Consider the following 25,427-nt stretch of genomic DNA (forward strand, 5'->3'; position numbering starts at 1 on the left):
ATGGAAGGACACCGCCACCCTTCCTGACCATCACGACGCAAGGAGGACACCTACGACTTCAAGCACCAGTACATCCTCAGACCGCGACCGTCGACCGGACATGGTCGTCCGCGCTCTCAGGCAGCCTCGTAGCTCATCCGGAACAACGGCTCAGCGCGACCAAGATCGCCCTCCGTACGAAGACGGACCTCGACATCGCCAGTGCCGTGGTGCCCGATCTGGCTGACGTCTCGGGTGAATCCCTCGACGAGGCCGAGGTCTTTGGGGTTAAGGCGCAGCGTGACCACGACCTCCTGCTGGTGGGCATGACTGACGCACGCGAAGTTCCGCAGCCGCCGGTATGCGCGGTACTGCTTGCGGTCGACGCTGCTCACATCGTCTCCCAGCCCCTGCAGCAGCTCGTCGAGCGCGCTCCGTAGCCCTGCTGTGGGGTCCTCACGCATGCTGGCTGACACGATCGGCTGCTGACGCCGTCGCTCACTACGCTCCTGAGCCCCGGCCGTCGCTTTGGCCACCGGTTCGAGGGCGAGAAGCCCTGTGCCGAAGTAGCTGTAGCGGACGAGGTCGATGGTGCGTCGGATCTCGCGCACGGCGTGGAGGTCGTACCGGGAGTAGTCTTCCGCGACGCAGATCAGCCTCGGGCTGCTCCACAGCACCTGGGAAGCGACGTCCGCCCCGAGCCGCTCGCGAACCAGCTGCTGGAACTCAGCCCGGTGGTCGGTCAGCCACGCCAGGTAGAACAGCCCCTGGTTAATGACGCCGGCATCGCGGCCCCGCTTGTACTCGACCACGACCGGCGAGCCGTTTTCGTCCAGGCCAAGCGAGTCGATCCGGCCGCGATGAACCGGTCCGGTGCTGTACTCGCTGGCCAGGAACCGGACCCCCAGCATGGCTTCCATGTTCGCCTCGACCACGTCCTGCAGGTGACGCTCCACCTCTGCCGGGCGGGCAGCGATCTCCACCGCGCTCCCCCCGGCCACGTCGAACAGCCTCAGCCCCGACACCCCCATAGCTCGTGCTCCGCAGGCCTCAACGGTGAGCGAGCCCAAATTGTTTCCGGCGGAGCCGTCGGGGTTGTGAAGGTCCGGTAAGAGTGGCAGCCGCCCAACAGCCGGATGCCTCCACGGCCGCACCCGTGGCGCCTGCTTGGAACGATCGGGCAGAGATTGCGCTACGAGCTGTTTCGATCCCCGTCGCCCACTGGGCAGAGCAGGCGCCTGGTAGGCGCCCACTCCACCTTCGCGACTCAGGGGAGGGACGGCACCCGACCAGGCAAGCCTCCCGGGGCCCTTCACAAGCCAAAGGCCAGATTTCAGCGCGCGGACGGGGCCTGCTGTCAACCAGACGGCCCAGCCCAGCAGACGAGGTTGAACGACAACACTCAACCGCCTACCGGCGCCCTCGGGCGAGGTGGACCGAGACCGGCGAACTGCCCCTCGACCCGCCTGACGCTCCTTCAGAACGAGCGTCATTTCAGCGTCAAGATATCGCCCATAACGCCCACAGTGCACATAATGCGCACCAATAAAACCGCAGGTCAGATGCCTTCCCGCACCGGTTCAAGGATCGCGACGCACTCCACGTGGTGGGTCATCGGGAACAAGTCGAGGCATCCGGCGCATGGGGGCTCCGTCGAAGCTGACGCCCAGTGCCACCCAGTGACGCTCGTGGGGTCCAACATGAGGTGACAATGACGCGCAGTTCCCCCTCCGGCTTCCACTCGAGGCCGCAGCGAAACAGTAGTGGTTGCGCCACTGGGTGGACCAAGATCCGGGCCAGTTACGGGCCAGCACCGCACCATCGACGACGGATCCCTCTATTTTGCCTGGTCAGGAGCGGTGTAGCGGGTGTACCACCAGCACTCGAAGAACTTATTAGTAAGCTATTCCCCAAAGACGATCGGCTTCTTCTAAGAAGTTGAGCACGGTGCCTGACCTGTACAAACACCCCCGTCGGGCACCGTCCTCAGGCCTCGGGGAAGCGATCGAAACCGGTCAAATCCAGAGTTACTTCTCTCCTATATCCCACTTCATGGAGAAGATCCGGGCCATGCATGGGCCAGAACGGTCTCCGGAGCACCCCGTCTACCAGCAGATCCTGGCCGCTTCACCACGCGGCAACCCACCACCGACGCGCGACGTTGGCCCCGCGACTGAGATCGCCCTGCAAGCCGGGGGCCAGACCGCGTGGGGGAAGATGGCCGCGCCGTCCGGGATGTGAACGCGAGTACGCCGACTGCCAAGCCAGGCAGGAATGTCTGATCCGATCAAGGCACTGCGAAGATCTCGACGACAGACCAGATCGCGGGCGCGAGCATGCACAGACAGCCGATGCCCTGGACGGTGTTGAGGGGGCCCGCTTGGCGATGAACCGGCCGACCAGCAGGGCAAGGGCGGACACGGCGGCGGAGCCGATCGCGGTGGAGCACGTGCCGTTGCTGGCAGCAAGGTTGGCGGTGGTGATCTGGGTGAGGTCGCCCCATACATTGATGAACACAGCCATGAACGCCGTGGAGTACATGGGCCTGAAACCGGTCACGGCCTTGCCCCCGGCCTCGTCCTCCCCGTCATAACCCTGCGCCACGCAGCAGCATGAACGCGCCAAAAGCGAAGAGTTCGGCGGAGACGGACTTGACGATCCAATCGGGCAGGAGCCCGATCAGGCTGCCCGCCCCGCCCGCGGCAGGTTGACCGTAGGGTCGCCCAGCAGGACCAGGCTCTGGCGGTCGATCGAAGCGAGGCGTAGGCGGGTCATCTCGTCGGCGATATCGTCTTCACGGCCGGAAGCGCGATTGGCCAGACGGAACCAGTTGTTGTACAGCTGGCCCACGTCCGCCCGATAGTCCGCGAACGCGTACGCCAACGGGACACCGGTGTACAGCCGCTGAGTCAGGGCTGTGACGATCCGCTCGCCGAGGACTTGACCTGTTGAGGCGACCTCCAGCGTCCAGCTGAAGGTGGGCTCCACATGGCCCAGTACCGCCCGGACAGGGTCCTCCCGGCCCAGCGCCTCCCGGGCCGCCGGAGCTACTGTCGGGCCGAGCCGCGCCACCGCTTCGACCACGGCGGTGGCCGACCATCCGGACTCCAGAAGAGTCGCGTAGAAGCTGGTACCCGCGCCGCCCGCGGAGCAGCAGGCCTGGGCGAACCAGATGCACCCGCCCGGGAGGTCCGCGGTCAGCCGCTCCACCGTCACCGGCACATGGTTCTGGTCGACCGGGAGGCCCAGGGTGTCCCGCAGGGCATCGGCGTTGTCGAACGGCTCGGTGAGCCCGTGGCTGGAGGTGACCACCAGGCCCGGGCGGGTGTCCGTCAGCGCATTGGACAGGGCGCTGCCCGTGGCATCGGCACCCGCGATCTCCTGGAGGCCGAGGAACTGAGGCGGGCTGAGCGCCGTCGCCAACGGCTGAGTGATCACCGTCCGCATCAGGTGTGTCATGTCCGTTGCACCGTGATCGGTGGCCCACACCAGGGCTCGGTCGGGCCTCGCCTCCGCATTCGCCCAGTCCCTGATCAGGGCCTTAATGTAGCGGGCCAGTGCCTGGCCCTCGAGGGGGATCCGACCTACGGCGTGCCGCATCCCCAGCGCGTACTGCACGGACCACGGGATGGTTTCTGGGCCGCCGATGATGGCCACGTACTTCGGCAGGCAGCCGTTGGCCACCCCGAACGGGGAGAGCCCGATGGCCGGGTCGTTGGAGGCGGCGCCGTCCGCGTAGTAGCGGCGGAGGTGTTCATCGCCCAGAAGGGCGGTAGGGCTCCAGCGCAGCACCACGCTCCCCTGCCTTGCGGCCAGCAGCTGCTGTACGGGGTCGGGAGCGTCTGCTCCGACCGCCTTCTCTGCATCGGTAAACCGGGAGGTCTCGTCGTCAAGGAGCAGGACACCGTATCCGACGTCGGGGTCCTGCCAGTCCGTCGGCGCGGCCTCGGGTTCGAATCCAAGAGGCTTCACGGCGCGGGTCAGGCCGCGCCTCCCCCCACCCCATCTGTGGGCATTTGCGGCCAGTTGCGCGTGGGCCTCCCCCTTACCCGTCCAGGCGTTGATCCGGATCGCGGTCGGCATGGGAATGTTCATGGGGCTGCTCCCTGGCGATGCGCGCCCGGATCTCCTCGATTCGGGTCTGGGCGTAGGCGATCACGTGGGTGTCGGTGGTCGACGTGTCGAGGACGGCCAGGTAGTCAACCCAGAAGTCCAGGTATCCGCGGAGTTCGGCTAGGAGGCCTGCGGAAAGGGTGGTGGAACCGGAAAGGACGTAGAACGGGTTGTGCTGGACGTAGAGCACGGGGTCGATCCAAATTTCGGCCTGCCCGGGAAGGAACCCGGCGAGCGCCTGGCGCGGTGCCGTCAGGGCTGCCGCCCAGTCGATCTCGGCATGGCCACCGGCCTGGACTGCGGCCCGGACGACGGACACCACCTCCGGGTAGAACACCCGGCAGAACTCATCGGCGACGTCGAGGTCCAGCATCCGACGCATCCCCACCGCCGCCGGAATACCAAGTGAGACCAGTTCGTGGGCCAGCGCCGGCGCCTGCGCGGCATCGGCCGTCCGACAACCGCCCAGGACCACCAACCACGTAGCGCACGGCTTCAGGATGCCCGCGAGGCCCTCCAACGGGAGCACCAGGGAACCCGCACCCACCGGTTCCCCGGCCAGTTCTGCGCGATCGTCCTGAACCGTCGCGAAGGAGAGGGTCCGCATATTGCCCCCTACTGCACCGTGGCCGAGCAGGTGTAGGATGTGCGGTTTGGCACGCGTGATGCAGGCCGAGAGCTCCGGTTGCGTACGCGGCAGCTCCTGGACGGTGATCGCCGGCCAGTTGGCCGACCCGGCGACCCGGAGTCGGGCCTGCTCTGCTTCGGCGACCCATGCAGCCTCCAGGAGGTTTCGCTGTCCGCTGATGACATGCAGATGGACGCCGACCGCCCTCGCTGCCGGGGTGGTGGCGGCCTGTAGCAGGCCGTCCAGCTGCGCCCGGCCGTCCCGCCCGGCTGCGGAGAGCACCGCGACGATGCGCAGCGGCGGCAGAAACCCGACGGGCTCCACCCTCTGCATGATCCGTGCGATTCGCCCGATAGGCGATCGGGACAGAAGGGCGCAGAATCCGTGCCCCGCGACGTGGAGCTGCTCCCACGGCACCACGTCGGCAGGGGTGGCGATCACGTGGAAATAGAGCGGGCTAGGGGCCGCGTCGGCCAGTTGGGCGAAAAGGTATTCAAGACCCTTGTTCACCGCCTGGTGCCGTGCGAGCAACGTGTGCAGCTTGTCTCCGTACTCCTCGAGAGTGACCGAGCGATTGCCGGGGGCTTCGGGCAGATCCATGAACCGGAGGTTGTCGGCCCCCGAGATCATGATCGGGCAGGCCGCCAACTTCACCAGGGTGCGCTTCCCCTGCTGCTCGAAGGCAACCACGGTACGCATCAGGCCTCCTCGGCCCGGTACGTGGTGAGCTGGCGCAATTCGGTCAGAGCCCGGGCGGCGCCACGGTCGTAGGCCTGTTTCATGGGCGGGGTCTCGCCCGGCACGGCGGCCGCCTCCAGCAGTTGCGCGGCCTTCGTCTCCAGGAAGCGCTCGGTAACGGCCACCCACGCCGGCACATCGACGGCCGAGGCGTAGCGGGCCCCGACTTTCTCCTGGGTCACTGCGGCGAACACCCCTGGCAGCAGGTCCCGACTGGTATCGGAGTCGTCCGTGGAAGCGCGCCCGGTGAGCCAGTGCCGATCAGGTTCCTCGGGGTCCGGCCATGGCTCGGCAAGCAGGTCCACTACGTAAGGGGGCTGGAGGTGGCTGAAGAGCGAGGGGTCCTGAGGGATCTGCTCGTGTCGAGCCGGGTCGTAGACAAAGGCGTGCGCCTGCGCCAGTGCCGCACCGCGCGGATCCTTCTCGAGATCGCTGTAGAACGTCGGGCCGGCCCGGTGTCGCCCGAGTGCATCGGCAAGCATCCGCGTGGCGGCATCACAGGGGTTGTCCCGAGGAGAGCCGAGGCACAGCGTCGACGCGCCGACCCTGTTGGCCAGCTGCCGTATGTCGTCGGCGCTCACGTAGGCGCAGTCGTCGGGGTCGACGGGCTCGCGGGGGTCCGGGCACATCGTCAGCACCGGCCGATCGCCGTCGTACGCGGCAGGGGCGACCACATGCAGCGCCCGTACGGCACTTCCGGCGAGGCCGTTGGCGATCCAATCACCCCACAGGAACGGCGAAGGAACTCCGTCCAGGTCCGCGAACTGTGCGGCTTCGCCCGCCGGAAGGTCCCGCCGTGCCCGGGCGAAATTCTCGAGCCGGTAAAGATCCGATGGGATCTCGTATTTAGGTAGCAACTCACGCAAGCCCCGGTGGGTGACTCCGTCCGCGAAGATGCGCGCGTGCACCGCCGATCCAATCGCGTCCCGCAGCGACCCGATGAACGAGGCCACATAGTGGGGCGCCCAGTGGGTCTCCGGCGCCTGACGGTGCGGCATGACATTCACCACGATGGCCACGCTCCACACCCGCCCCGGATCGGCGGCCACGGGCAGGAGGTCCGGTACCCGGATCACCGGGCAGCCCGTCCGGGGAACCAGCTCGCGCTCCCAGGGAACCACGCCCAGCGCGCCGTACGGGGGAACGAGTCGCAGCCACAGACCCGGGGCGCTCCCGCGATGCGTACTCACGAACTCGGCCACGGAGTCGAGCAGTTTGGCCGGCACGACGGCCCCGGTCGGGGGACTTAGGGTCGCGCTCAGGCCGTACTCGGTGATCGGGAGCCGGAGTGGTCGACCATAGACACTCTCATGTCCGTTCGGGTAGCGGACCAGCTTGGCCACGACCTCGGGCAGGGAGTCCGCGAGTTCGAGCCCGACCCGGAGCACGGCCACTTGCCACCAGTGGATGGGATCGCCGTTCATGTCTGGCCCCTGGCTTTTCTCGTGCCGTGTCGTCAGTCGGTCCGGGTGAGGTCGTGCAACGCCCACCAGGTGAAGGGGTTGCTGATCTCTCCGTGTCCGGAGATGGCAACCTTGCCGTCGATGGCAATCACCTGCGCCCCGCATTTCAGCGGGTAGCGCTCCTGACCGGGTACCGCTGCGTTGCACTCGGCCGATTGCCCGTCCAGCCCGGCGGGGCCATAGCCGCCGAGCGCTCCATACAGGTACGTGTTGCCGATCGCGGCGACCGCGGGCTGGTTGCCCAACTGCCGCCCACGCATCACGAGGTGGAAGATGCTCGTGAGCGGGCCGTCGTGCGAGGAGAAGGTGGTCAAGATCGGCCGGTTCACCTTCGTCAGAACCGAGTGGTAGCCGCCCGGCTGCCCGTTCCCCTCGACATGCGGCGCGAGACACCACCGGTTTACGGCGGGCTGGAGCAAGAGCATCGAGTGTGCCCGCGGCCCGGGGGCGGCTGTGGCGAGGGCCGACAGCACGAGGCGCGCCCCGAAGGAGTGGCCGATCAAGTGGAGGCGTACGGGGGGATCACTGTGCAGGATGTGTTCCAGGAGCGGTGCTACGCCGTGCACGCCGACCAGGCCAGAGCGCGCACTCATCTGCCACACCGAGGCAAAGCGCAGTACGCTGCGCGTGCTGAAGCCGAGCGCCGCAGCGGCGGGCGCGCTCCGCGTGCCCCTGCTGCGCACCCTCCCGAAGGAGGAGTTGTCGGCGGCAGGCGGGGGGCCGCCGTCGAGTTCCGTCCAGATGTCGAGCAGCTCATCCACGTCCGGGGGTGCCGGCCCGTCGGACGGGGCTGTCTCAGCATCGAGGGCCCTCAGCGTGATGGCGGCCAGCTCCCTCGCCGTCGCCGGGTCCACGGTCGATCGGCCGTCCACGGCCTCGATGAAGGCGCTGTCGTCGTCCGCACTCAGTGAGGCGGTGGCCAGCTCGAGGAGCTCCTCCTGCTCCCGAGCGCGGGGCCCGTCAGGATCGGGGGCGGCCGCGATGTCGGGGCCCGCCTCCCAGGGTGCGACCAGGCTGGTGGACGGCCAAAGGGCACCGACCAGCAGCGGCCGGTAGGGCCTGGGTCCGGGGTCGGGGATGCGGAACTTGGCCCGCTGTTCGATGTACCCGGTGGCGAAGTTCCGATAGCGGGCGAGGGCCTGGGCGAAGACGTTGTTCCAGCCGTGGGCGAAGAAGTAGATGTCCGTCACGTCGCCGAGCCTGCCTTTGACTTCGGCCTCCGCGACGGGACTACGCAACCTTCCCTGCTTGTCGTAGCGGAGCAGGTACAGATCGACCGACCTGCCGTCGCTGATCGGAAGGGTTTGGAAGGGACCGGCCATGGCGGACTCCTGCACGCCTGGCTGCACCCCGTTGCAGCGATCTTGATTCCATGCTGCACCCGACCCATGGGTAGCACAAGCGCTACCAGGAGCCACCTCCCCCGGACTATCCCAATCCGATGGCGAAGTCCCGGTCGGGGGTGCCTGTCTCGTAGACAGCGCGGTCGCGGTAGTGCAGCACCGTTGGGCGTCCACGTCCACCACCGGTTCCCGCCAGCCCTCGGTGGGGTTCGGGACGAGGATGCGGGTCGCCCCGCCAACGTACGGATAGATCCCCACGGCCGAACGACTGCCTGTGGATCGTCACGTCGGCCCCGTAGCAACGGACAAGCTCTCACGGCGCCAGGGCGATCCCCGCCACCGGCAGCCGCCGGCGCGTCATGTCCTGGCCTGCGCGATATGTAGCGCACGATCCCCGGTTTCCGAAACCGGGGACGGCGCCCGAGCCGCAAGCAGCAGCACCATCACGACCATTCCCGTCCGTACCCGCATCCCACGACCTCCCCGCACCGCAGCACCGGCCAAGGATAGGACGTAGACCCCGCGATACAGGTTCCATCGAGCTCACCGCGATGACCGGTACCGCGACTCGGTCGAGCGGCCTGACAGCCTGCCTCGCCCACCTCGTGAGGATGAACCAAGATCCGGGCCATTCCCGGACCAGTCCGCTCCGGGGAGCTCCAGGAAGAGCCATTCCTGCTGGTCAGCAGCGGTGCGATCCCTGTACCACCAGCACTCGAAGAACTTATTAGTAAGTTATTCCCCGAAGAAGATCGGCTTCTTCTAAAAAGTTGAGCACGGTGCCCGACCTGCACAAACACCCCGTCGGGCACCGTACTCTGATCTCGGGGAAGCAATCGAAACCGATCGATTCCAGAGTCACTTCTCTCCGATAACCCACCTGAAAGACAAGATCCGGGCCACACATGGGCCAGGGCGACCTCCGTGCCACCCCGGCTACCAGCAGACCCTGGCCGCTACACCACCCGACAACCCAACACCGACGCACGACGTTGGCCCGCGGCTGAGGTCCTCTGAACGCCAGGGATCAGACCGCGTGCGGAGGATGGCCGCGCCGTCCGGGGGACGCGAACTCGAATACGCCGACTGCCAAGCCCGGCAGGGATGGTTCTGATCTGATCAAGGCCCTACGGTGGCGTTGCGGTGCCGCGGCAGTCTGCTCGGTGCGTACGGTGATGCGCGGCCGGAAACCCACGGCCAGTCCGACGTGGCGCCTGGGCGGCCTGCGGTGGACTGCCGCACCCAGGCGCCGAAAACGAGGGAGACGGCTCCTCCCGCTCCCACAGTGCGGCGATCAGTACGTTCATGGCCACCTTCGATCATTCGTCCGCGTGCGCAGCCGTCGTCAGGTTGCCCCGGCTGCTTTGGGGCCGGCGGCGTCCGGGGCCAGGGCCCGCGGTGCCAGTACCCAGAGCAGTGCTCGGCCGGTCAGGGGCGTGGTGGCGATCAGAGTCAGGTAGACCTCGGCGAGTGACCCGTCACCGCTGAGCACGTCGAAATCACCGGTGAGCCGTGACAGCAGATAGATCACGGCATCGACGATGAGCCAGGAGGCGAGGTTGGCTCCGATCCACCAGGCCCAGCGTCTGGTGAACTTGCGAAGCACCAGTGACTGCGACAGGCCGAGCAGGGGTCCCAGCGCCAGGCTCTGGCTGGCGGCCAGCAAGTAGGCAGTGGACACGGCCTCGTTCGAGGTCTGGGCATCGGTCACGGCGGGCATGATCACCAGCAGCCAGGCCAGCAGCGCCGGGCCGACATTCGCAGTGATCCACGCCCTGCGGGGCACAGGCACTCGCTCCCGGACGACCAGCCACTGCAGGGCTCCCAGAACGCCGCCGAACAACACGGCTCCCAGGGTCGCGACCAGCAGCGCCACCAGAACATGGTGGCTGGCGAGGTTCAGGTGGAGCACGTCGTTGCCCAGCAGCTCCAGCACGACTGAGCTGCAACGATGCCCCGAGCGTTCCGAGAATGGGAGCGGAGCGTTTTCGGCAGCTTCCACAGGAAGGCTCTGACCCGGGGTTTTGGGGTTTCCGTCAAGCCCCGCCCCGGCGCTTCGCCCGGATCGGCTGCTATGGGCGTCCGAGGAGTTGGCTGCCGGCCGTGTTGTCGGTGCGGGCGGTGAAGTAGTCGGTGAAGGCCTGGACGAATTCGTCTTCAGTGATGCGGCCGTCTCCATCGTGGTCGAGCTGGCGGAAGCCGTGGTTGAGTTCGGCGGGGTGGACCCGGGAGCCGCCGAAGACCGTGCGGTACTCATCGGCGCACAGGTGTCCGCTGCCGTCGGTGTCCGCTGCGTGGAAGATCGCCCGCACCGCGACATGCAGACCCTGCTCGAGATAGGCCGGCCCAGCGTCGATCCCGGAGAGCATGGCGGTGACGAACTCCTCGCACGTCACCTGTCCGTCATCATCAGCGTCCATGCCGGTCCGCAGGTGCTGCCACCAGGTCTCGAAGGCGGCATAGACGGGAGCTTCGCGTTCAGGGGCGAGTTCGAGCGGCCAGCACACGTTGTGCGCCATGGCCTGCAGATCGGCCGAGCCGATGCGGCCGTCGCCGGTCTGGTCCAGGACCTGACGGAAGAAGGTCCGCAGACGCGCCGGGCGGGCATCGGCACCCTTGCGGCGGCGTGGTGCGGGGAGCCGGACGGGGCTTGCCTCCGGCGGGGAAGGATGGTCGGTGGAGGCGGTGGGAGGCTGCGGAGTCGAGGGGATGCCGGCCAGTGGGGTGCGGTAGCGGCGGTGCTCGGGCAGCGTGTTCATCAGCACCCGCATACCGCGGTGCAGGATGAAGGACAGCAGGGCCGCGCGGCGGGTGCGGGACAGGTTGAAGCGCTCGCGGAAGGCTTCCGGCAGGTCCGCGATGGTCAGCGCACCGATCGCGTGGGCGGCCACCGTGCGCACAAGCGGCCAGGCCGGCTTCAGGTGGCCGAGGCGGCGGGGTGCGGGTGCTTCACGGAGCATGTCGAAGAGCAGGTAGCGCACGGGTTCGCCGTATTCGAGGCGCTCGCGGATCGTGCGGTCCACATACGCGGGCACGTCCGCGGCCGTGGCCGGGAACAGGTCGGCGGGCAGGCCGAACTCGGCACACACCGCGCGGAATTCTCCGTACATCTGGTCCAGTTCAGACGGAGCCAGCGGGCGTCCGGACAGTTCCCGCATCGTCGTCATGCACTCGTACAAGGTGACCAGCACCCACACCCGCACCGCCGGGTCCAACGCCGTGAACGGCCTGCCCTGCTCGTCGGTCCCAGCCAGACGCCGGTGCGCGCGCTCCAGCCGGGCCACCTCACGGCGCAGCCCTTCACGGTCGGAGAAGAACAGCCGCTTCCCGCTGTCCATGGTGTGCTCGATGCGCCGCCACGGGTGCGCGCGGTAGGTGGAGAAGCTGGTCATGCCGGCGGCGACCGCCGGATCCGCGGTCTGCAGAACCAGCAGCCGCCACGCCACCAACCCGATCCGCCACTCCCCCAGCGTGCGGCGCAGCAGCGAATCAGGACCAGGAAGATCAGCGGTAGCCAAGGGGACGTCTCCTCAAGCACGTGCACAGGAATGAACAAGGGACGACCGAAGAGCGATCATCCGGCTATCCGCCCAGCCCAACGGCCCTACAGGAATCCGGGAGCGGTCAGGTTCCCGAATTCACCCATCCGAGGCACGCCTCAGGGCCGCGTATCGGCGTGCACATGAATCACGGCGTCTGGTGGCGGCATGATGGCCGACCTCGGAGGTGCGTCATCGCTTCATACCGGGCCCACGGTGTAGACCGCCCGGCAGCGAGGAGGACCGGGCTCTGCCCTCCCGTGAGGCATGGCCTCGCGTACCCACATCCGCTCTCCAAGCAGACCAAGATCCGGGCCAATTGCGGGCCAACACCGCGCCACCGAAGGTCGATACCTTCATTTTGCCTGGTCAGGAGCGGTGTGGCATGTGTACCACCAGCACTCGAAGAACTTATTAGTAAGTTATTCCCCCAAGAAGATCGGCTTGTTCTGAGAAGTTGAGCACGCGCCTGACCTGCAGAAACGCCCCGTCGGGCACCGTCCTCCGCTCTCGGGAAAGCAATCGAAACCGGTCGATTCCAGAGTCACTTCTCTCCGGTAACCCACTTCATGGAGAAGATCCGGGCCATACATGGGCCAGAACGGTCTCCGGACCACCCCGGCTACCAGCAGATCCTGGCCACCTTCTCCACCCGGCAACCCACCACCGAGGCACGGCGCTGGCCCGCGACTGAGGTCGGCCTCCACACCAACTTCGGCTGCCTGCCGGACCTCGCAATCTGGACCGGTGATCGCGGCCCCGGTCCCGCTCCATGGCGCCGCGCGACGGGGCCTGCACGGCGACCGGCCAAGGCTCCTTCCCCCGAACGGACAAACCCCCAGGCTGCACGTGTCGGGCCCGTCCCTGACGGAAGACCGGCAAAGTTGGTCGGCTCCCTCACCGCATGCAAAAGTACATTCGATCAACGTTTGAGGGGATGTGTCACGCGGCGATAGGCGCGTGACAACGGGGTGTGGGGAGTTACGGGTGGGGTTTGACGAAGAGTGGAGTCGGCTGCGGGCAGAGGCGGCCGAACGCGCGGCCTCAGGCGCGGCGATACCGCCAGCCGTGATTACGGCTCCCCCTCCGGTCGAGGCTGATCCTCTTGAGGAGGCCCGGGAGGCCGGCTCCGCAGGGCGTGTGACCCGTTGACCCATTGACCCGGCAGCCTCACCTGCTGCCGCCGCAGCCCTGTCCGTATCCGGGTCCAGGGCCGCAGCCATGAGCCCGGCCCAGGACGCGTCAGGGTGCCGTGGTGTCGGCCCGGTGTCTACACCCGGACCTCGTAGAATCGCGCCTCTGGTTTCGCCGGAAACTCAAGGCTGCGGAGGCCCGTCGACCGCACACGGTGGCTTTCCGCAGGGCGCAGGGAACGGCCTACCAGAGGGGCACACACGCCTCCAGGAGTCCCGCTGACCCCGCCGGCCTTGACATTCCTGCCGTGCTCGCCTCGAAATGAACAGCCGGGCGGAACCGGCCTGTTGTCCGCAAGGCATCGTTCGGCACGTTCGGCACTCCAGGAGGCTCCGTCTTGTCAGCACCGTTACTTCCCGGCGACCCACGGCAGTTGGGCACCTACTACCTCGACGGCCGCCTCGGCGCGGGCGGTCAGGGCGTGGTGTACGAGGGCTACGGCGCGGACGGCGAGCGGGTGGCCGTCAAAGCCCTGCACCGGGTGAGCGACAGAGACCGGGACATGCTCCGCAAGGAGGTCCAGGCCTGGCGCCGGGTGGCGCCCTTCTGCACGACCCGCATGCTTCACGACGACCTCGACGGGCCCGTCCCGTTCGTCGTCAGCGAGTACGTGGCCGGCCCGGATCTGCGGCGGGCGGTCACCTCCGGCGAACCCTACGGCCCGGAGGAGCTGCGCCGCCTGGCGATCGGCGTCGCCACGGCACTGGTGGCCATCCACCGGGCCGGAGTGGTGCACCGGGATCTCAAGCCTGAGAACATCCTCCTCGGGCCCGACGGCCCTCGCGTGATCGACTTCGGGATCGCCCGGATCGTCGAGGGGACCGCCACCGCCGGCCTGCCCATGGGCACCCTGCGCTACATGCCGCCCGAGCGCTACCGGGGCGAGCACGGCGACAGCAAGGTCGACGTGTGGGGCTGGGGCGCCCTCGTGCTCTTCGCCTCGACGGGCCGCCACGCCTTCGACGGCGAGAATGCGGCAGAGCTGACGTATCAGGTCGCCACGCACCAACCCGACACCTCGGCGCTGGAGGAACCGCTCCGCTCGCTGGTGTCGGCGGCGCTGTCCAAGGAACCTGCGGACCGGCCGACTTCGGAGCAGTTGCTGCTGTCCCTCGTCGGCCGCGCGGACCTCGCCGCCGTCGTGGAGGTGGCCGTTCCCGGAGGCCCGCTCGAACCTGCCGATCCCTCCCGTTCCGACCTGGCGGAGGCGGTCTTCGAAGCCCTGGGCAGCAGGGCGCAGGAGGCCGTCTCTCGGGTACTGCTGCGCCTGGTTGCCCCGGGTGAACGGGCCGAGGACACTCTCCGCTCGGCGCGCCGGGCGGAGTTCTCCGACGGCCAGACCTCGGAGGAGGTGCTGGACCAGGTCCTGCACTCCTTCGCCGAAGCCGGGCTGCTGGTCTGGGAGGAGGGGGCCGTCACGCTGGCGACCGCCGCCCTGATCCGGGCCTGGCCCCGGCTGCGCGACTGGGTGGAGGCCGAGCGCCCCGGTCTGGCCGTCCACCAACGGTTGTCCGGAGCGTCCCGCGTCTGGGACGATCACGGCCGGAAGAACGGCGACCTATTGCAGGGTACGGCTCTGGAGCACGCCAGGGACTGGGCGGCGACCGGTCGTCGCCTGCTCGCGCTGAACCGCACCGAACGCGAGTTCCTGGACGCTGGGTCCGCTCTGGCTCTGCGCCGTGGCCGGCAGCGTGTGCTGCTCAGCGCGGTCCTGGCCGTCCTGCTGGTCGTAGCCGTTGGTGCCGGCGCCGTGGCGTTCGACCAGCGGCAGACCGTCATCGGCCAGCGCGACCGCGCCACTTCCGCCCAGGTGGCCGGCGCCGCCCAGGCCGTTCGCCGTACCGATCCCGAGCTGGCCCGGCGGCTGGCGGTCGCCGCGGCGGGCCTCGCCGACACCCCGGAGTCGTGGTCGGCGCTGATGGCTCTGCGGAACCAACGAGAGGACGACGCGCTCAGGCTGCCGGGCTTCGTGGCGACGGAGTCCGATCTGGACGGCACCGGGCAGGCCCTTGTGACGGCCGCGGACACCCGCGTGGAGTTCTGGAACGTCCAGACCCGCGTGAAGAGCGGTACCTACACCGCTCCGGCCCGGGTCCACAAGGTCGACATGTCCGATGACGGCAAGACGGCAACCGTGAGCACGGACGATGGGTACACCCGCCTGCTCGACGTCTCCACCGCACGTCTTCGCGACGCGCACGCCTATCCCACCGCCAAGCAGGCCAGCGGCTACTGGCCGGCGACGGCGATCAGCCCGCTGGGCAGCTACCTCATGGTGGAAACCCTCGACGAGAACCTGAAGTCCACCCTGACCGCCTGGGACACCCACACCGGGGGCAAGAAGTTCTCGACGAGCGCGAGCGGACCCGTCTTCCTCCTGATGGATTCCTCCTTCTCCCCGGACGAAGCGGTGCTCTCAATACCTGGCGGGGACAAGGGCCTTCCGTACACGTGGTACGACCCGCGCACCCTGAAGGAGCTGCCGTTCCCCGGCACCGGGCCCAAGGCGGGCGAAACCCAGGGGCCCGTGGTGTTCAGCCCGGACGGCAAGTCCGCGGCAGCGAGGGTCAAGGAAGGCAAGATCAGGCTGTTCGGCCGCGTCGAGGGACAGAGCGGCACCACACTCAGCGGCGCCGAAGAGAGCACGGACTACCCCCTCTACTTCAGCCACGACAGCCGGTACCTCGTACAGAACGCCGCCGTCTGGGACAGGGAGAACATCTTCGTCCAGGGGCCCGTCCTGCACCACGAGACCACCCAGAGCGAGTGCTACCCGCTGACGGCGCTGCGTTTCACTCCCGACGACTCCACACTCCGGTGCGTCGGAACGGACGGCGTCGTCCGGTCGCTGAACGTCAGTCCGTTCACCAAGCCCGACGCGGGGACGGGACAGCACTACCAGGAGGGGGCGGTGAGCTCCGACCGGCGCACCGTTGCGCTCCTCGAAAGCTCCGGAGCCGAGCTCTGGTCGCCCCTGTCGCGAACCAAGCGTTCCACCGTGACGTCGGACCCCGACAGCAAGCATGACCTGGTGAACGTCCAGATCAGCAGCGACGGGCAGCGGCTCGCCGCCCTCCGCGACACGAAGGTCGAGATCTGGGACACGGCCAAGGAGAAGGCCTCGATGCTCGGCAGTCTGCCCGTCATCGAGCCGGACCGGCGTGACAGGGCCACGATCGAGTACGCCTTCTCGCCGGACGGCACCGCGCTCGCCGTGCAGGTCATCCTGAAGGATGAGACCAACACTCTCTCGTTCTGGGACCTGACCACCATGCGCCTCATCCGTGAGATACGTGCCAACCTCGGTCCCCCGGGCGGCTCGGGGGCCGTCTTCTTCCACCCCGACGGCAAGTCCGTGGTGGCCTCACCCCACTTCGGCAGGGTCGCGTTCCCCTCCGGCGAGGTCCTCGCCAAGGGCGCTCCGAGCATGGAGGTGGACTCCATCAGCGACAACGGCTCGACGCTCTACACCCACCCCCGCGGCTACCGCCCCTACGTACGCCTCTGGGACACCCGGAAGCTCCAGCCAGCGGGCGAGGACCTGCGTACGGGCCCGGTGTCCCCTCCCCTCTCCAATCCGGAGAGGGCCACCGCCGCCTCGCCCGACGGCCGGCTGTTCGCCACCGTGCATGAGGAAGCCCCCGGCTACCAGATCAAGGTGTGGGACAGCCGCACCCGGTCCCAACTCGGCGTCCCCCTCACGGGGCCCGTGGACGAGATCGTCGCGCTCGCATTCACCCCCGACGGCTCGGCCCTGACCAGCGTGGACAAGCGCGGCAGGTTCTACACCCACACCATCGCCCCCGCGCAGTTGGTCCGGGACCTCTGCGCCAAGTCGGGCGCCCTCACCGAGGAGCAATGGAAGACCCACATCCCCGACGTCCCCTACCGCAAGACGTGCTGACCCTGGGGAGACGATGCCTACAATGCTCGAATGATCGTCATTGTGGTGAAATTCTCCGTCAAGCCCGAATAGGTCGGCCAATGGCCCGAGATGGTCGCGGAGTTAACCCACGCCACCCGTGCCGAGCCCGGCAACCTGTGGTTCGAGTGGTCCCGCAGCCTCGAGGAGCCGGACACCTACGTCCTGGTCGAGGCGTTCCAAGACGGCGCCGCGGAGGCGCACGTCACCTCCGAGCACTTCCGTACCGCGCTGGAGACCATGCGTCCCCTGGTCACCCGTACACCCGACATCGTCAGCACCACCATCGAGGGTGTCGGCGGCTGGAGCCGGATGGGCGAGCTGCAGGTCGACTGACCGCGGCTCACGGTCGGCGGGCGCTGCGCGGCCGAGGCGATGCGACGCGCAGCTCTTCCACCAGCGCGCAGAGACGGCCCATACGCCGGCCTGCGCCCTCACTCCCCCACGACCAAGATCCGGGCCAGTTGCGGGCCGGCACCGGTCCGGCGAAGGAAGGTGCCTTCATTTTGCCTGGTCAGGAGCGGTATGGCGTGTGTACCAACAGCACACGAAGAACTTATCAGTCAGCTATTCCCCCAAAAAGATCGGCTTCTTCTAAAAAGTTGAGCACGGTGCCTTACCTGCGGAAGAGCCGCATCAGGCACCGTCGTCTGGCCTCAGGACAGCAACCGAAACCGGATGGTTCTAGAGTTCACTTCCCTCCCATATGCGACCTTATTGAGAAGATCCGGGCCATACACGGGCCAGTTCGACAACCGCTGCCGAGTCGGGTTCCTGCTCATATCCCGCACAGCGGCGCTCAGCACCCCTTCACCGACCGACAGCTTCACGCCGAGAACCGATTGTTTACGCCGCAGCTCCCAGTTTCCCCGGCGAGGTCGATTGGGATCCACGAACCTGCCGACACAGATCGATGAGTTGGGTGTCGAGGTCTCCACGGCGGGGATGGCGGGGTGTCAGGCTCGAGCGGGACGGACTTGCTGTCGACCGCACCTGGGGAGATCGAGACCGTACGCAGGGAGACTTCGTAATGGAGGAAGTCAACGTTGGCGGGGGCGCCGCCGTCGCGCGAGAAGTCGGCAGTGGTCGAGGACTTTCCGGTGTGGATGTGCAGGTTGGTCACATCCAGGCGGCGGCCTGCACCCCCAAAACCGCGGATGGCGCCGACAGCGGATGGCTGCGTACTGGAGACCTGGGGTTCGTCCACGACGGTGAGGTATATGTCCTCGCGAGGATCAAGGACGTCATCATCATCCACGGCGCCAACCACGCGGCAGGCGACATCGAGGACACCGTCCGTCAGACCATCGGCGAAGCCGTACCCGGAGGAGTGGCCGCGTTTGCCGTACCGGGAGACGACCACGAGGGCGACCGCCGGGTCGTGATGGTGGAACTGACCGCCGGCCCGCACACGGCCACCGACATCAACCTGCGCCGACGCGTCCAGGCAGCCGTCGCCGAACGCCACGGCGTGCGCCCCCACGACGTACTGGCCGACAAGCGAGGCAGCCTGCCCCGCACCACCGGCGGCAAGCTCCGCCGCACTGAATGCCGCACCCGCTACCTCACCGACTGCCACACCCCGTCCACCATCGCGACCGGCAAGGAAGCCCAGTGACACAGCAGCCTGCCGCCTCGGAGATCACCGACTGGCTGACCGGCCACCTCGCCGCACTGCTGGAGGTCTCCGCCACCGACACATCGACCCCGCCGTACCGCTCGACGCCCTCGGTGTGACCTCGATGGAAGAAGTGACCATCACCGCGGAGCTCGAAGCCCAGTACGGACTGACGCTTCCCATCCCGGAGATGAGGCGGCACCCCAGCATCGAAGCACTCGCCACCCACATCGCCGCCCTGGCCGCCGAACATCGTACGAACGCCGCCCCGCCGCGCTGACGGCGCCGAGCCGGCCCGGAACAGCAGACAGAAACCGGCATCTCAGGGCATGCCAGCAGCGAGCTCGCATCGGCGGATACGGCCATGACTCCCGGACTCCGTCGCCTCTCAGCCCCCAACCCCAGCCACGCAGTGAAGAACTCGATGTACGACAGGCTCACCGCGATGCTCTCCGAGATCGGCATCGACATCTCACGGGCGACTCCGCAGACCACCTTCCGCTCCCTGCAGATGGATTCGCTCTCCCTGACGGAACTGGCGGTCATCGCCTCGGAAGAGGTCGGTACCCGCCCCGAGAAGATGACCCTGGACACCACCCTGGCCCAGGCCGCATAGCAGCTCGCCGGAGCCCCCGAGCCGCAGGAGGCGTAGATCGGTATCCGCGCACCCCGGCCGGCAGGAGCAGCCTGCCGGCGAACAGCCCACACCGTCGACCCACCGGTGAGCCGCCCCGAGATCGCCGTCACCGGCCTGGGCATGCTCACCCCCGTCGGAATCGGCGTCGAAGCCACTTGGCAAGGAGTCTGCGACGGCGAATCCACCGCCGCCACCGCCCCCCCAACTGGCTGGCCTCCCCGTCGACTTCTGCTGCACCATCCCGCCCTTGGGACGCACCAGCAGCACTCGGACGTCGCACCGCCCACCGCCTGGACCGCTCCACCCAACTCGCACTCCTGGCCACCCGGGAGGCACTCCAAGACGCCGGCCTCGACCCCCACGCCTGGGACGGCACCCGGGTCGCCGTCATCATCGGCTGCGGCGTCGGCGCTTCCCACACCTGGGAAACCCAGCACCAACGCCTTCGCGACCTGGGCCCCCGACGGGTCTCACCACTGCTCCTCCCCATGATCGGACCGAACACAGCGGCAGGCGAAGTCGCGCTCGCCTACGGAGCGCAAGCCCCGAGCATGACGACCGCCACCGCCTGCGCGTCGGGTGCCACGGCCATCACCGTCGCCCATGACCTCCTCACTTCGAGCCGGTGCGACATCGCCATCACCGGCGGCACCGAGTCCTGCAACACCCCACTGATCGTCACCGGCCTCGCCCAGCTCGGCGCCCTCTCCACCCGGTGCGACGCCCCCTCTGCCGCTTCCCGACCCTTCGATCGGACCCGGGACGGCTTCGTCCTCGGCGAAGCGGCCGCAATCCTCATCCTGGAACGATCCGCCGACGCCTCCGCCCGCGGTCACCTGCCCAGAGCTCTGCTCGCCGGATACGGCGCCACCACCGACGCCCACCATCCCACCGCCCCGTACCCCGAAGGCCGCGGCGCCCAACAGGCCATGCGCAGCGCCCTGGCCGACGCAGGCCTCAGCCACCACGAGGTCTCCTGCGTCAATGCCCACGGCACCTCAACCCTGCTCAACGACGCCGTGGAAGCCATGGCGATCCAAACCGTGCTGCCGACCGGTCCGCTCGTCACCTCCACCAAAGGAGTCCTGGGCCATTCCCTGGGAGCCACCGGCGCGGCCGAAGCCGCCTTGGCTGTCATGAGCATCCAGAACTCACGGGTCCCGCCCACAGCCAACCTGGAGAGCCCAGACCCGGACATCGACTTGAACCTCGTCAGCAAAGCACCCGCGGAGCACGACCCCGCGGCCCATCGCCGAGACAGACCGGCTGCGGACAGCCCTGAGAACACCGTTCCTACAAGGGCATTGACATCAACCGATGGTTTGCAGTCCCCTGCTTCACATAGCCAGGCCGCCCAGGTCGCGAACCACCTGAGCAAGGGTCCGGATAGGGTCGGATTCTATGGCGCTTGACCAGACCAAGCCCCATCTCAGGCACGGCCCATCGTGGACGGGCAGGTACACGATGTCCGGGCGGGCGTGAAATCGAGTGACGTGGGCGCCGAGAACGTGGACGGCTTGGCCTGTGCCGACGACGGCGAACAAGTCTTCCAGGCTCGGCACGACGATGCGGCGCTCAATAGGGCGTCCGCTGGGGGTGCAGAAGGGCGAGAAGGCATCCTCCAAGTAGTCCGGCAGACTGTCCGGGCCCTTGAGGACGCCGTGGTCGCCGAACGCTTCGGCGGACACCGACCGGGCACCGGCCAACTCATGGGCGGGGTCCACCATCATCACGCGAGGCTCCGTGAAGAGGACCGGTCCGACGGTCAGGTCCGGCTCTTCGACAGGAAGCCAGGAGACCAGGACGTCGATCTCCCTGGTGCGGAGCGGCTCGAACGGCCTCTGGAAAGGAACACCGCGGATCTGGAGCCCCCACTTGGGACAGCGGGCGCGGAAGGCCTCCCAGTAGGGCCGCAGTTCGTAGGCGTTGCTGGACAGCACGCCGATGCGGAGAACGCCCGTCTTCCCCTGAGCGGCCAGCCTGGCCCGCTCCAGGCTCTCGCTCAGGCCCTGATAGATCGGCCGGAGATCGGCTCTCAGCTGTTCCCCGACTGTCGTCAGCCGTACGGACCGGCTCGTACGTTCGAACAGCTCCGCGCCGACCCCGCGCTCCTGCTTCTTGATCGCCTGGCTGACTCGGGCCACCGAAACTCTCAGCCGGTCAGCGGTCCTACCGAAATGAAGCTCCTCTGAGAGAGTCAGGAAGATCTCAATGTCCCTGATGTCCACGCGGCCCCCGGATCGTGAACCTCCAGGTTAATGCACCGTATCGATCTTCGCCGTTGTTCCGGCAGTGCCCGGATGTGACGCTGTGCAGGTCAAAGACCTGATGACGGTGCGACCGGGGGCCCTATGAAAATCACGAACGGCTCCGTGTCACGGACCGTCGATGACGTCGCCGCGGAGCTCGTCCTGCTACGCCGCGGCACCAGCAGGTGAGCGGGCTCATCGTGGCGTTCACCGTCGACGACATCGCCGCTGAGGAGGCGCGGCTGAGTGCGGAGAACGCGAACATCTCCATGCCGCCGTGCACCGAGCCGTGCGGCGCGCGGCTCCTCCAACTCACCGACGCCAAAGGCGACCCGGCGCCCTGGGCGTCGCGCTGAAGGCGGACTGGCCGGGCGCACATTCTGGACGGTCTCCGCGTGGACCGTACGACTGGCCCAACCAGGACCACGAACGACGCCGTGAACACCGTCTACCGGTGACGTCCGGCCAACCACGAGCCTCTTGGGCAGCGTGTTGCTCGGTCAACGGCCCATAACTCATCGTCTCGACGTGCAGGCCCGCGGGTCTGCATCGTCGTATCCCTAGGGGGAATCACACGTGACGTCGCCGTCGTTTTGGAGCAGGCGCCGGATATTAACCACCATGGCGGGGGCAGCTGCTGTCCCCGCCCTGCCGTCCATCCTCACCCTGACCGCCAGCCCAGCCCGTGCCGCTGAGAGCAGCCCCAGCGCCACCACCAGCGGCCTGCCCGACACCGATCGGGGCAAGGCCGTGTGGGCGTACAAGACAGGGGGCCGGGCGGTCCGCGAGGCCGCTGCCATCGCCCTTGCCGGCTCTCCGGCCGCCGTCTCCGCCTTCCTCACCGGCGAACTGCCCGTCGCGAAGGCGGATGACGACCGCTTCGGCATCCTCACTGTCCTCCCCTACGCGGACAAGTCGGTCCGCGAGTCGGCCAACGCGGCTCTGTCCGCTGGGGACGCGGCGATCGCCTCCTACCTGCGCGACGGCTACACGCAGTCTCTGGAGACAGATCTGCGGGCGGCGGTGTTCACCGTCACGAACAACAGCGGCCCCGCCGTCAAGCGGGAGGCGACCAAGGCCCTGGAGTTGGGCACCCAGGCAGCTCTGAGAACGTTCCTGGCGGAAACTCAGCACACCGCGCAACAGGAGGACGAAAGGGCCGAGGTCTTCGCGATCCTCAGCACCGCCTCCCCCGAGGTCAAGAAGTACGCGGAGCGTGCCCTGAGCGACGGGTCGCCCCGGGCGATCCACCAATTCCTCATCTCCGGCCAGTACATCGCACGTGCCCGCGACGAAGAAGCCGCGACGATCGACCAGCTGGTCAAGATCGTGATCCGGGAAGGCAATCGGGCGAAGCTGCAGTCGGAGCAGGCGGTTGCCGCCTCCAACCGGGCGAAGGAAGCCGCCGAGAAGGCGAAGGCCGCTGCTCTGAAGGCGGCGGATGAGGCGAGAGCCGCCCAGAACGACGTACGGAGGTCGGCCAGGGCGGCGAACGACGCCGCGAGCGCCGCACGGGGCGCCGCCAGCGCCGCCAACACCGCGATCTCCGCCTCCCGTACAGCTCAAGCCGCTTCAAGCCGCGCTGCGCAGGCCGCGCAGGCTGCCGCCGGCGCCGCGGCTTCCGCGGGCAATGCCGCCGCCCGGGCTTACAACGCCGCAATCGCCGCTTCGAAGGACGCCACCAGGGCCTCGGCCGCGCGCCAGGCCGCCCAAGGGGCACGCGACGCGGCCGCCCGCGCGCGTACCGCGGCCGCAGCCGCCCACCAAGCCGCTGAGGCCTCCCAGCAGGCGTACTCCGCCGGCTCCGCTGCCGCGGGCGCGGCCCAGAGCGCCGCGGCTGCCGCCAACGCGGCCGCCGACGCCGCCGCCTCCTCCGGCATTGCCCAGTCTCAGGCCGCCAAGGCGAAGGCGGCGGCAGCCGAGGCCGACGCCGCCGCCGCACGGGCCACGCGGGCCGCGAACACCGCCCAGACCTTGGCGAACAGGGCAGCCACCGCCGCCGGTGTGGCACGTGACGCCGCCAACAGCGCCGCCGCTCACGCGGAGAGGGCCGCGGTTGCGGCGGACGAAGCCGCGGCGAACGCGGGCAAGGCGATCGAGTACGCCACGCGGTCCACCGCCTATGCGCAGGCCGCGGTGCAGGCGGCCACCACCGCTGCCAACGCGGTCAAGGAGGCTCAGACCGTGGAGCAGGCGGCCCGGGCGGCGGAAACCGCCCGTATCGCCGAGGACACCGAACTGGGAATCCTGGAGGCCCGCCTCAGCGCGCAGGCCGAGATCGACGAGACGAACCGGGTCACCAGGGAGCGCACGCAGGCGGACAAGACCGCCACCGATATCAAGGACCTCATCGCGGCCGCCGCAACGGCGTTGCACGGCGGTGACATGGCCACGGCGGTCGCCACCGGCCGGAAAGCCGCTGTCAGGCTCCTCGACTCGACGGGCACGTGGACCCAGGAAGCCGCTGAGTTCGCCCTCGCCGGCTCCGACCACGACGTCGCCAACTGGATCGACGCCGACCGCCTTCTCGCCGAGCAGCAGGATGACCGGGAGACCGTTCTGGCCCTTGCCACGGCAGCCTCGGCCGCCATCGCCGAGGCTGCCCATCAGGCCCTGGCGAGTAACGACCCGTACGCCGCCCGCAACTTCCTCACCCTCGGGGTCATCGAAGCCGCCGCCACGCAGAACCGCGTCACGGTATTCGAGATTCTGAACCAGAACCCGGGTAAGGCCGTCAAGGCCAAGGCCGAGACAGCGCTGAGCGACGGAAGTGCCATCGCCCTGCATCGGTTCCTCACCGTCGAACTGGTGGACGCCGTGAAGCAGGACGACCACGTCGAGGTGTTCAGCCTCCTGTCCTCAGGCGGCCCCTTCATGAGGGCGGCCGCGCAGATCGTTCTGGAGGGCCCCGCCCGTATGCGGCGGCACTTCGTCCTCCGTGACAAGTTCAACATCGCCCGCCTGGACCAGGATCACGCCACCCACGTCGCCGCGATCCGCGCGGCCATCGCTCACGCCGCGAAGGTCGCGGCGAAGGCCCTGGAGGATGCCGCGCTTGCTTCCAAGGCGGCAGCGGAGGCCCGTAAGGCGGCAGCGGAGGCCTCCGCATGGGCGGCGAAGGCGTTGGGGTACGCCCAGGACGCCGCCAACTCGGCGCAGGAGGCAAAGGCGAACGCGGATGCCGCTGACGCGTCGGCAGTCGCAGCGGCCCAGTCGGCGACGAGTGCGAAGCAGGCGGCATCCGTGGCCCAGGGCGCGGCCCGTTCCGCGAACTATTCGATGCGGCAGGCGATGTCGTCGGCGCAGCAGGCGGTTTCCCATGCGTTGGCCGCGCAGGCCTCCGCCACGGAGGCGCAGGCTTCTGCTACTCAGGCCGGTCAGGATAAAGAGGCTGCCGCCGACGCCGCCAGCGAAGCCCGCCAAATCGAGCTCGCCAAGTGGAAGGCCGAGGCGGCAGCAAAGGCGAAAACGGCGGCCGAGGAGGCGAAGCGGCACGAGGAGAACGGAACTAATCCCTCCCAGAATGCCGACCAGGACAATCCCTGGTACGTGGACTGGGGACTGTGGCCTGAGGATCTCAGCAGCGACGCGGACTGGGCGAAGGTCACCAAACACTGGAGCACGCTCGCCGGAATGGCCTCGATCGCGCTCGGTTCCGTGGCCTTCTTCGCGCTGCCGGCCCCACCAGCCGCGGCAGGCATTGCACTTGCCGCTCTTGTGCTCAGCGGTGTTGCCGTGGCCCTTGAAGGGGCAAGCGCCTACTTCAAGGGCAGCGCATACGGCTGGGACAGCAGCGAGTTCCACACCGCACTCGGATTGTTCGTGCTCGGCGGCATCTTCTTCGGAAAGGGCGTCCTTTTCCACAAGTTCGGTCTGGCTGAAGAACTCGGCGCCAAGATATCGGACGTCGGGGGTGAAGTGGTGACCACAGTCATCGGCTGGGTGACCTGGTAGAGAAATCGGCCGCGCCGCCGTCAAGGCCACCCCGACTGACTCACGGAATA

At 68.2% G+C, this 25,427-nt stretch carries 17 protein-coding genes and 2 pseudogenes; 10 read left to right on the forward strand and 9 right to left on the reverse strand.

Translation table 11 applies throughout. The annotated features are described in order from the left end of the window. Positions 1–116: 116 nt before the first annotated feature. The 8 genes and pseudogenes from ACZ45T_RS13295 to ACZ45T_RS13330 all read right to left on the reverse strand — a co-directional run bounded on the left by ACZ45T_RS13295 (position 117) and on the right by ACZ45T_RS13330 (position 11,782). Positions 117–1,004, reverse strand: a complete 888-nt coding sequence (locus tag ACZ45T_RS13295) for a DUF5655 domain-containing protein (RefSeq protein WP_468440673.1) — start codon at positions 1,002–1,004, stop codon at positions 117–119. A 1,262-nt stretch (positions 1,005–2,266) separates the two neighbouring features. Continuing rightward, positions 2,267–2,680 (reverse strand): annotated as a pseudogene (locus ACZ45T_RS13300) (TMEM165/GDT1 family protein); the annotation flags it as partial. Beyond that, positions 2,659–4,074 (reverse strand): hypothetical protein, encoded by a 1,416-nt coding sequence (locus ACZ45T_RS13305; RefSeq protein WP_468440556.1) that lies wholly within the window; start codon positions 4,072–4,074, stop codon positions 2,659–2,661. The pseudogene ACZ45T_RS13300 and the gene ACZ45T_RS13305, both read right to left, overlap by 22 nt. Then, positions 4,025–5,419, reverse strand: a complete 1,395-nt coding sequence (locus tag ACZ45T_RS13310; RefSeq protein ID WP_468440558.1) for a CHAT domain-containing protein — start codon at positions 5,417–5,419, stop codon at positions 4,025–4,027. Before ACZ45T_RS13310 ends, ACZ45T_RS13305 begins: the two co-directional genes overlap by 50 nt. Then, positions 5,419–6,948 (reverse strand): hypothetical protein, encoded by a 1,530-nt coding sequence (locus tag ACZ45T_RS13315; RefSeq protein ID WP_468440560.1) that lies wholly within the window; start codon positions 6,946–6,948, stop codon positions 5,419–5,421. Before ACZ45T_RS13315 ends, ACZ45T_RS13310 begins: the two co-directional genes overlap by 1 nt. After that, on the reverse strand, positions 6,915–8,243 hold the full coding sequence (locus ACZ45T_RS13320) for a hypothetical protein (protein WP_468440562.1): 1,329 nt from the start codon (positions 8,241–8,243) through the stop codon (positions 6,915–6,917). Before ACZ45T_RS13320 ends, ACZ45T_RS13315 begins: the two co-directional genes overlap by 34 nt. A gap of 1,366 nt (positions 8,244–9,609) precedes the next feature. Then, complete coding sequence (locus ACZ45T_RS13325) at positions 9,610–10,200, reverse strand: hypothetical protein (RefSeq protein WP_468440564.1); 591 nt, start codon at positions 10,198–10,200, stop codon at positions 9,610–9,612. A gap of 136 nt (positions 10,201–10,336) precedes the next feature. Continuing rightward, complete coding sequence (locus tag ACZ45T_RS13330) at positions 10,337–11,782, reverse strand: oxygenase MpaB family protein (protein WP_468440566.1); 1,446 nt, start codon at positions 11,780–11,782, stop codon at positions 10,337–10,339. A gap of 1,552 nt (positions 11,783–13,334) precedes the next feature. Here ACZ45T_RS13330 and ACZ45T_RS13335 point away from each other — a divergent pair. The 8 genes and pseudogenes from ACZ45T_RS13335 (at position 13,335) to ACZ45T_RS13370 (ending at position 20,586) form a co-directional block, all read left to right on the forward strand. Further along, positions 13,335–16,901 (forward strand): protein kinase domain-containing protein, encoded by a 3,567-nt coding sequence (locus ACZ45T_RS13335; protein WP_468440568.1) that lies wholly within the window; start codon positions 13,335–13,337, stop codon positions 16,899–16,901. Between the two features lie 90 nt (positions 16,902–16,991). Continuing rightward, complete coding sequence (locus tag ACZ45T_RS13340) at positions 16,992–17,255, forward strand: putative quinol monooxygenase (protein WP_468440570.1); 264 nt, start codon at positions 16,992–16,994, stop codon at positions 17,253–17,255. A 766-nt stretch (positions 17,256–18,021) separates the two neighbouring features. Next, on the forward strand, positions 18,022–18,537 hold the full coding sequence (locus ACZ45T_RS13345) for a hypothetical protein (protein WP_468440572.1): 516 nt from the start codon (positions 18,022–18,024) through the stop codon (positions 18,535–18,537). Continuing rightward, positions 18,534–18,656: a hypothetical protein gene (locus ACZ45T_RS13350; protein ID WP_468440574.1), complete on the forward strand. Its 123-nt coding sequence runs from the start codon at positions 18,534–18,536 to the stop codon at positions 18,654–18,656. The genes ACZ45T_RS13345 and ACZ45T_RS13350 overlap by 4 nt, the downstream gene beginning before the upstream one ends. 5 nt (positions 18,657–18,661) lie before the next feature. Beyond that, positions 18,662–18,817: a phosphopantetheine-binding protein gene (locus ACZ45T_RS13355; RefSeq protein WP_468440675.1), complete on the forward strand. Its 156-nt coding sequence runs from the start codon at positions 18,662–18,664 to the stop codon at positions 18,815–18,817. 84 nt (positions 18,818–18,901) lie between these two features. Beyond that, on the forward strand, positions 18,902–19,153 hold the full coding sequence (locus ACZ45T_RS13360) for an acyl carrier protein (protein ID WP_468440576.1): 252 nt from the start codon (positions 18,902–18,904) through the stop codon (positions 19,151–19,153). A gap of 141 nt (positions 19,154–19,294) precedes the next feature. Then, positions 19,295–19,345: pseudogene (locus ACZ45T_RS13365) on the forward strand (hypothetical protein); the annotation flags it as partial. Then, positions 19,330–20,586 (forward strand): beta-ketoacyl-[acyl-carrier-protein] synthase family protein, encoded by a 1,257-nt coding sequence (locus tag ACZ45T_RS13370; RefSeq protein WP_468440578.1) that lies wholly within the window; start codon positions 19,330–19,332, stop codon positions 20,584–20,586. The pseudogene ACZ45T_RS13365 and the gene ACZ45T_RS13370, both read left to right, overlap by 16 nt. Here ACZ45T_RS13370 and ACZ45T_RS13375 read toward each other — a convergent pair. Beyond that, entirely contained in the window at positions 20,512–21,402 is an 891-nt protein-coding gene (locus tag ACZ45T_RS13375; RefSeq protein ID WP_468440580.1) for a LysR family transcriptional regulator, read from the reverse strand. The two genes, ACZ45T_RS13370 and ACZ45T_RS13375, sit on opposite strands and share 75 nt — an antisense overlap. A 206-nt stretch (positions 21,403–21,608) precedes the next feature. Between ACZ45T_RS13375 and ACZ45T_RS13380 the strand changes: the two genes are divergently transcribed. Both ACZ45T_RS13380 and ACZ45T_RS13385 read left to right on the forward strand, forming a co-directional pair. Then, positions 21,609–21,779: a VOC family protein gene (locus ACZ45T_RS13380; RefSeq protein WP_468440582.1), complete on the forward strand. Its 171-nt coding sequence runs from the start codon at positions 21,609–21,611 to the stop codon at positions 21,777–21,779. Between the two features lie 265 nt (positions 21,780–22,044). Then, positions 22,045–25,377, forward strand: coding sequence for an ALF repeat-containing protein (locus tag ACZ45T_RS13385; protein WP_468440584.1), 3,333 nt, complete (start codon positions 22,045–22,047; stop codon positions 25,375–25,377). The last annotated feature ends 50 nt before the right edge of the window (positions 25,378–25,427 follow it).

It is taken from the genome of Streptomyces sp. NPDC030995 (genome assembly GCF_055571215.1).

Coding starts and splice junctions, on each gene's coding strand:
- ACZ45T_RS13355 (WP_468440675.1), top strand. CDS start 18,662: ATGGAAGAAGTGACCATCACCGCGGAGCTCGAAGCCCAGTACGGACTG.
- ACZ45T_RS13340 (WP_468440570.1), top strand. CDS start 16,992: ATGGTCGCGGAGTTAACCCACGCCACCCGTGCCGAGCCCGGCAACCTG.
- ACZ45T_RS13360 (WP_468440576.1), top strand. CDS start 18,902: ATGACTCCCGGACTCCGTCGCCTCTCAGCCCCCAACCCCAGCCACGCA.
- ACZ45T_RS13305 (WP_468440556.1), bottom strand. CDS start 4,074: ATGAACATTCCCATGCCGACCGCGATCCGGATCAACGCCTGGACGGGT.
- ACZ45T_RS13385 (WP_468440584.1), top strand. CDS start 22,045: ATGGCGGGGGCAGCTGCTGTCCCCGCCCTGCCGTCCATCCTCACCCTG.
- ACZ45T_RS13320 (WP_468440562.1), bottom strand. CDS start 8,243: ATGGCCGGTCCCTTCCAAACCCTTCCGATCAGCGACGGCAGGTCGGTC.
- ACZ45T_RS13310 (WP_468440558.1), bottom strand. CDS start 5,419: ATGCGTACCGTGGTTGCCTTCGAGCAGCAGGGGAAGCGCACCCTGGTG.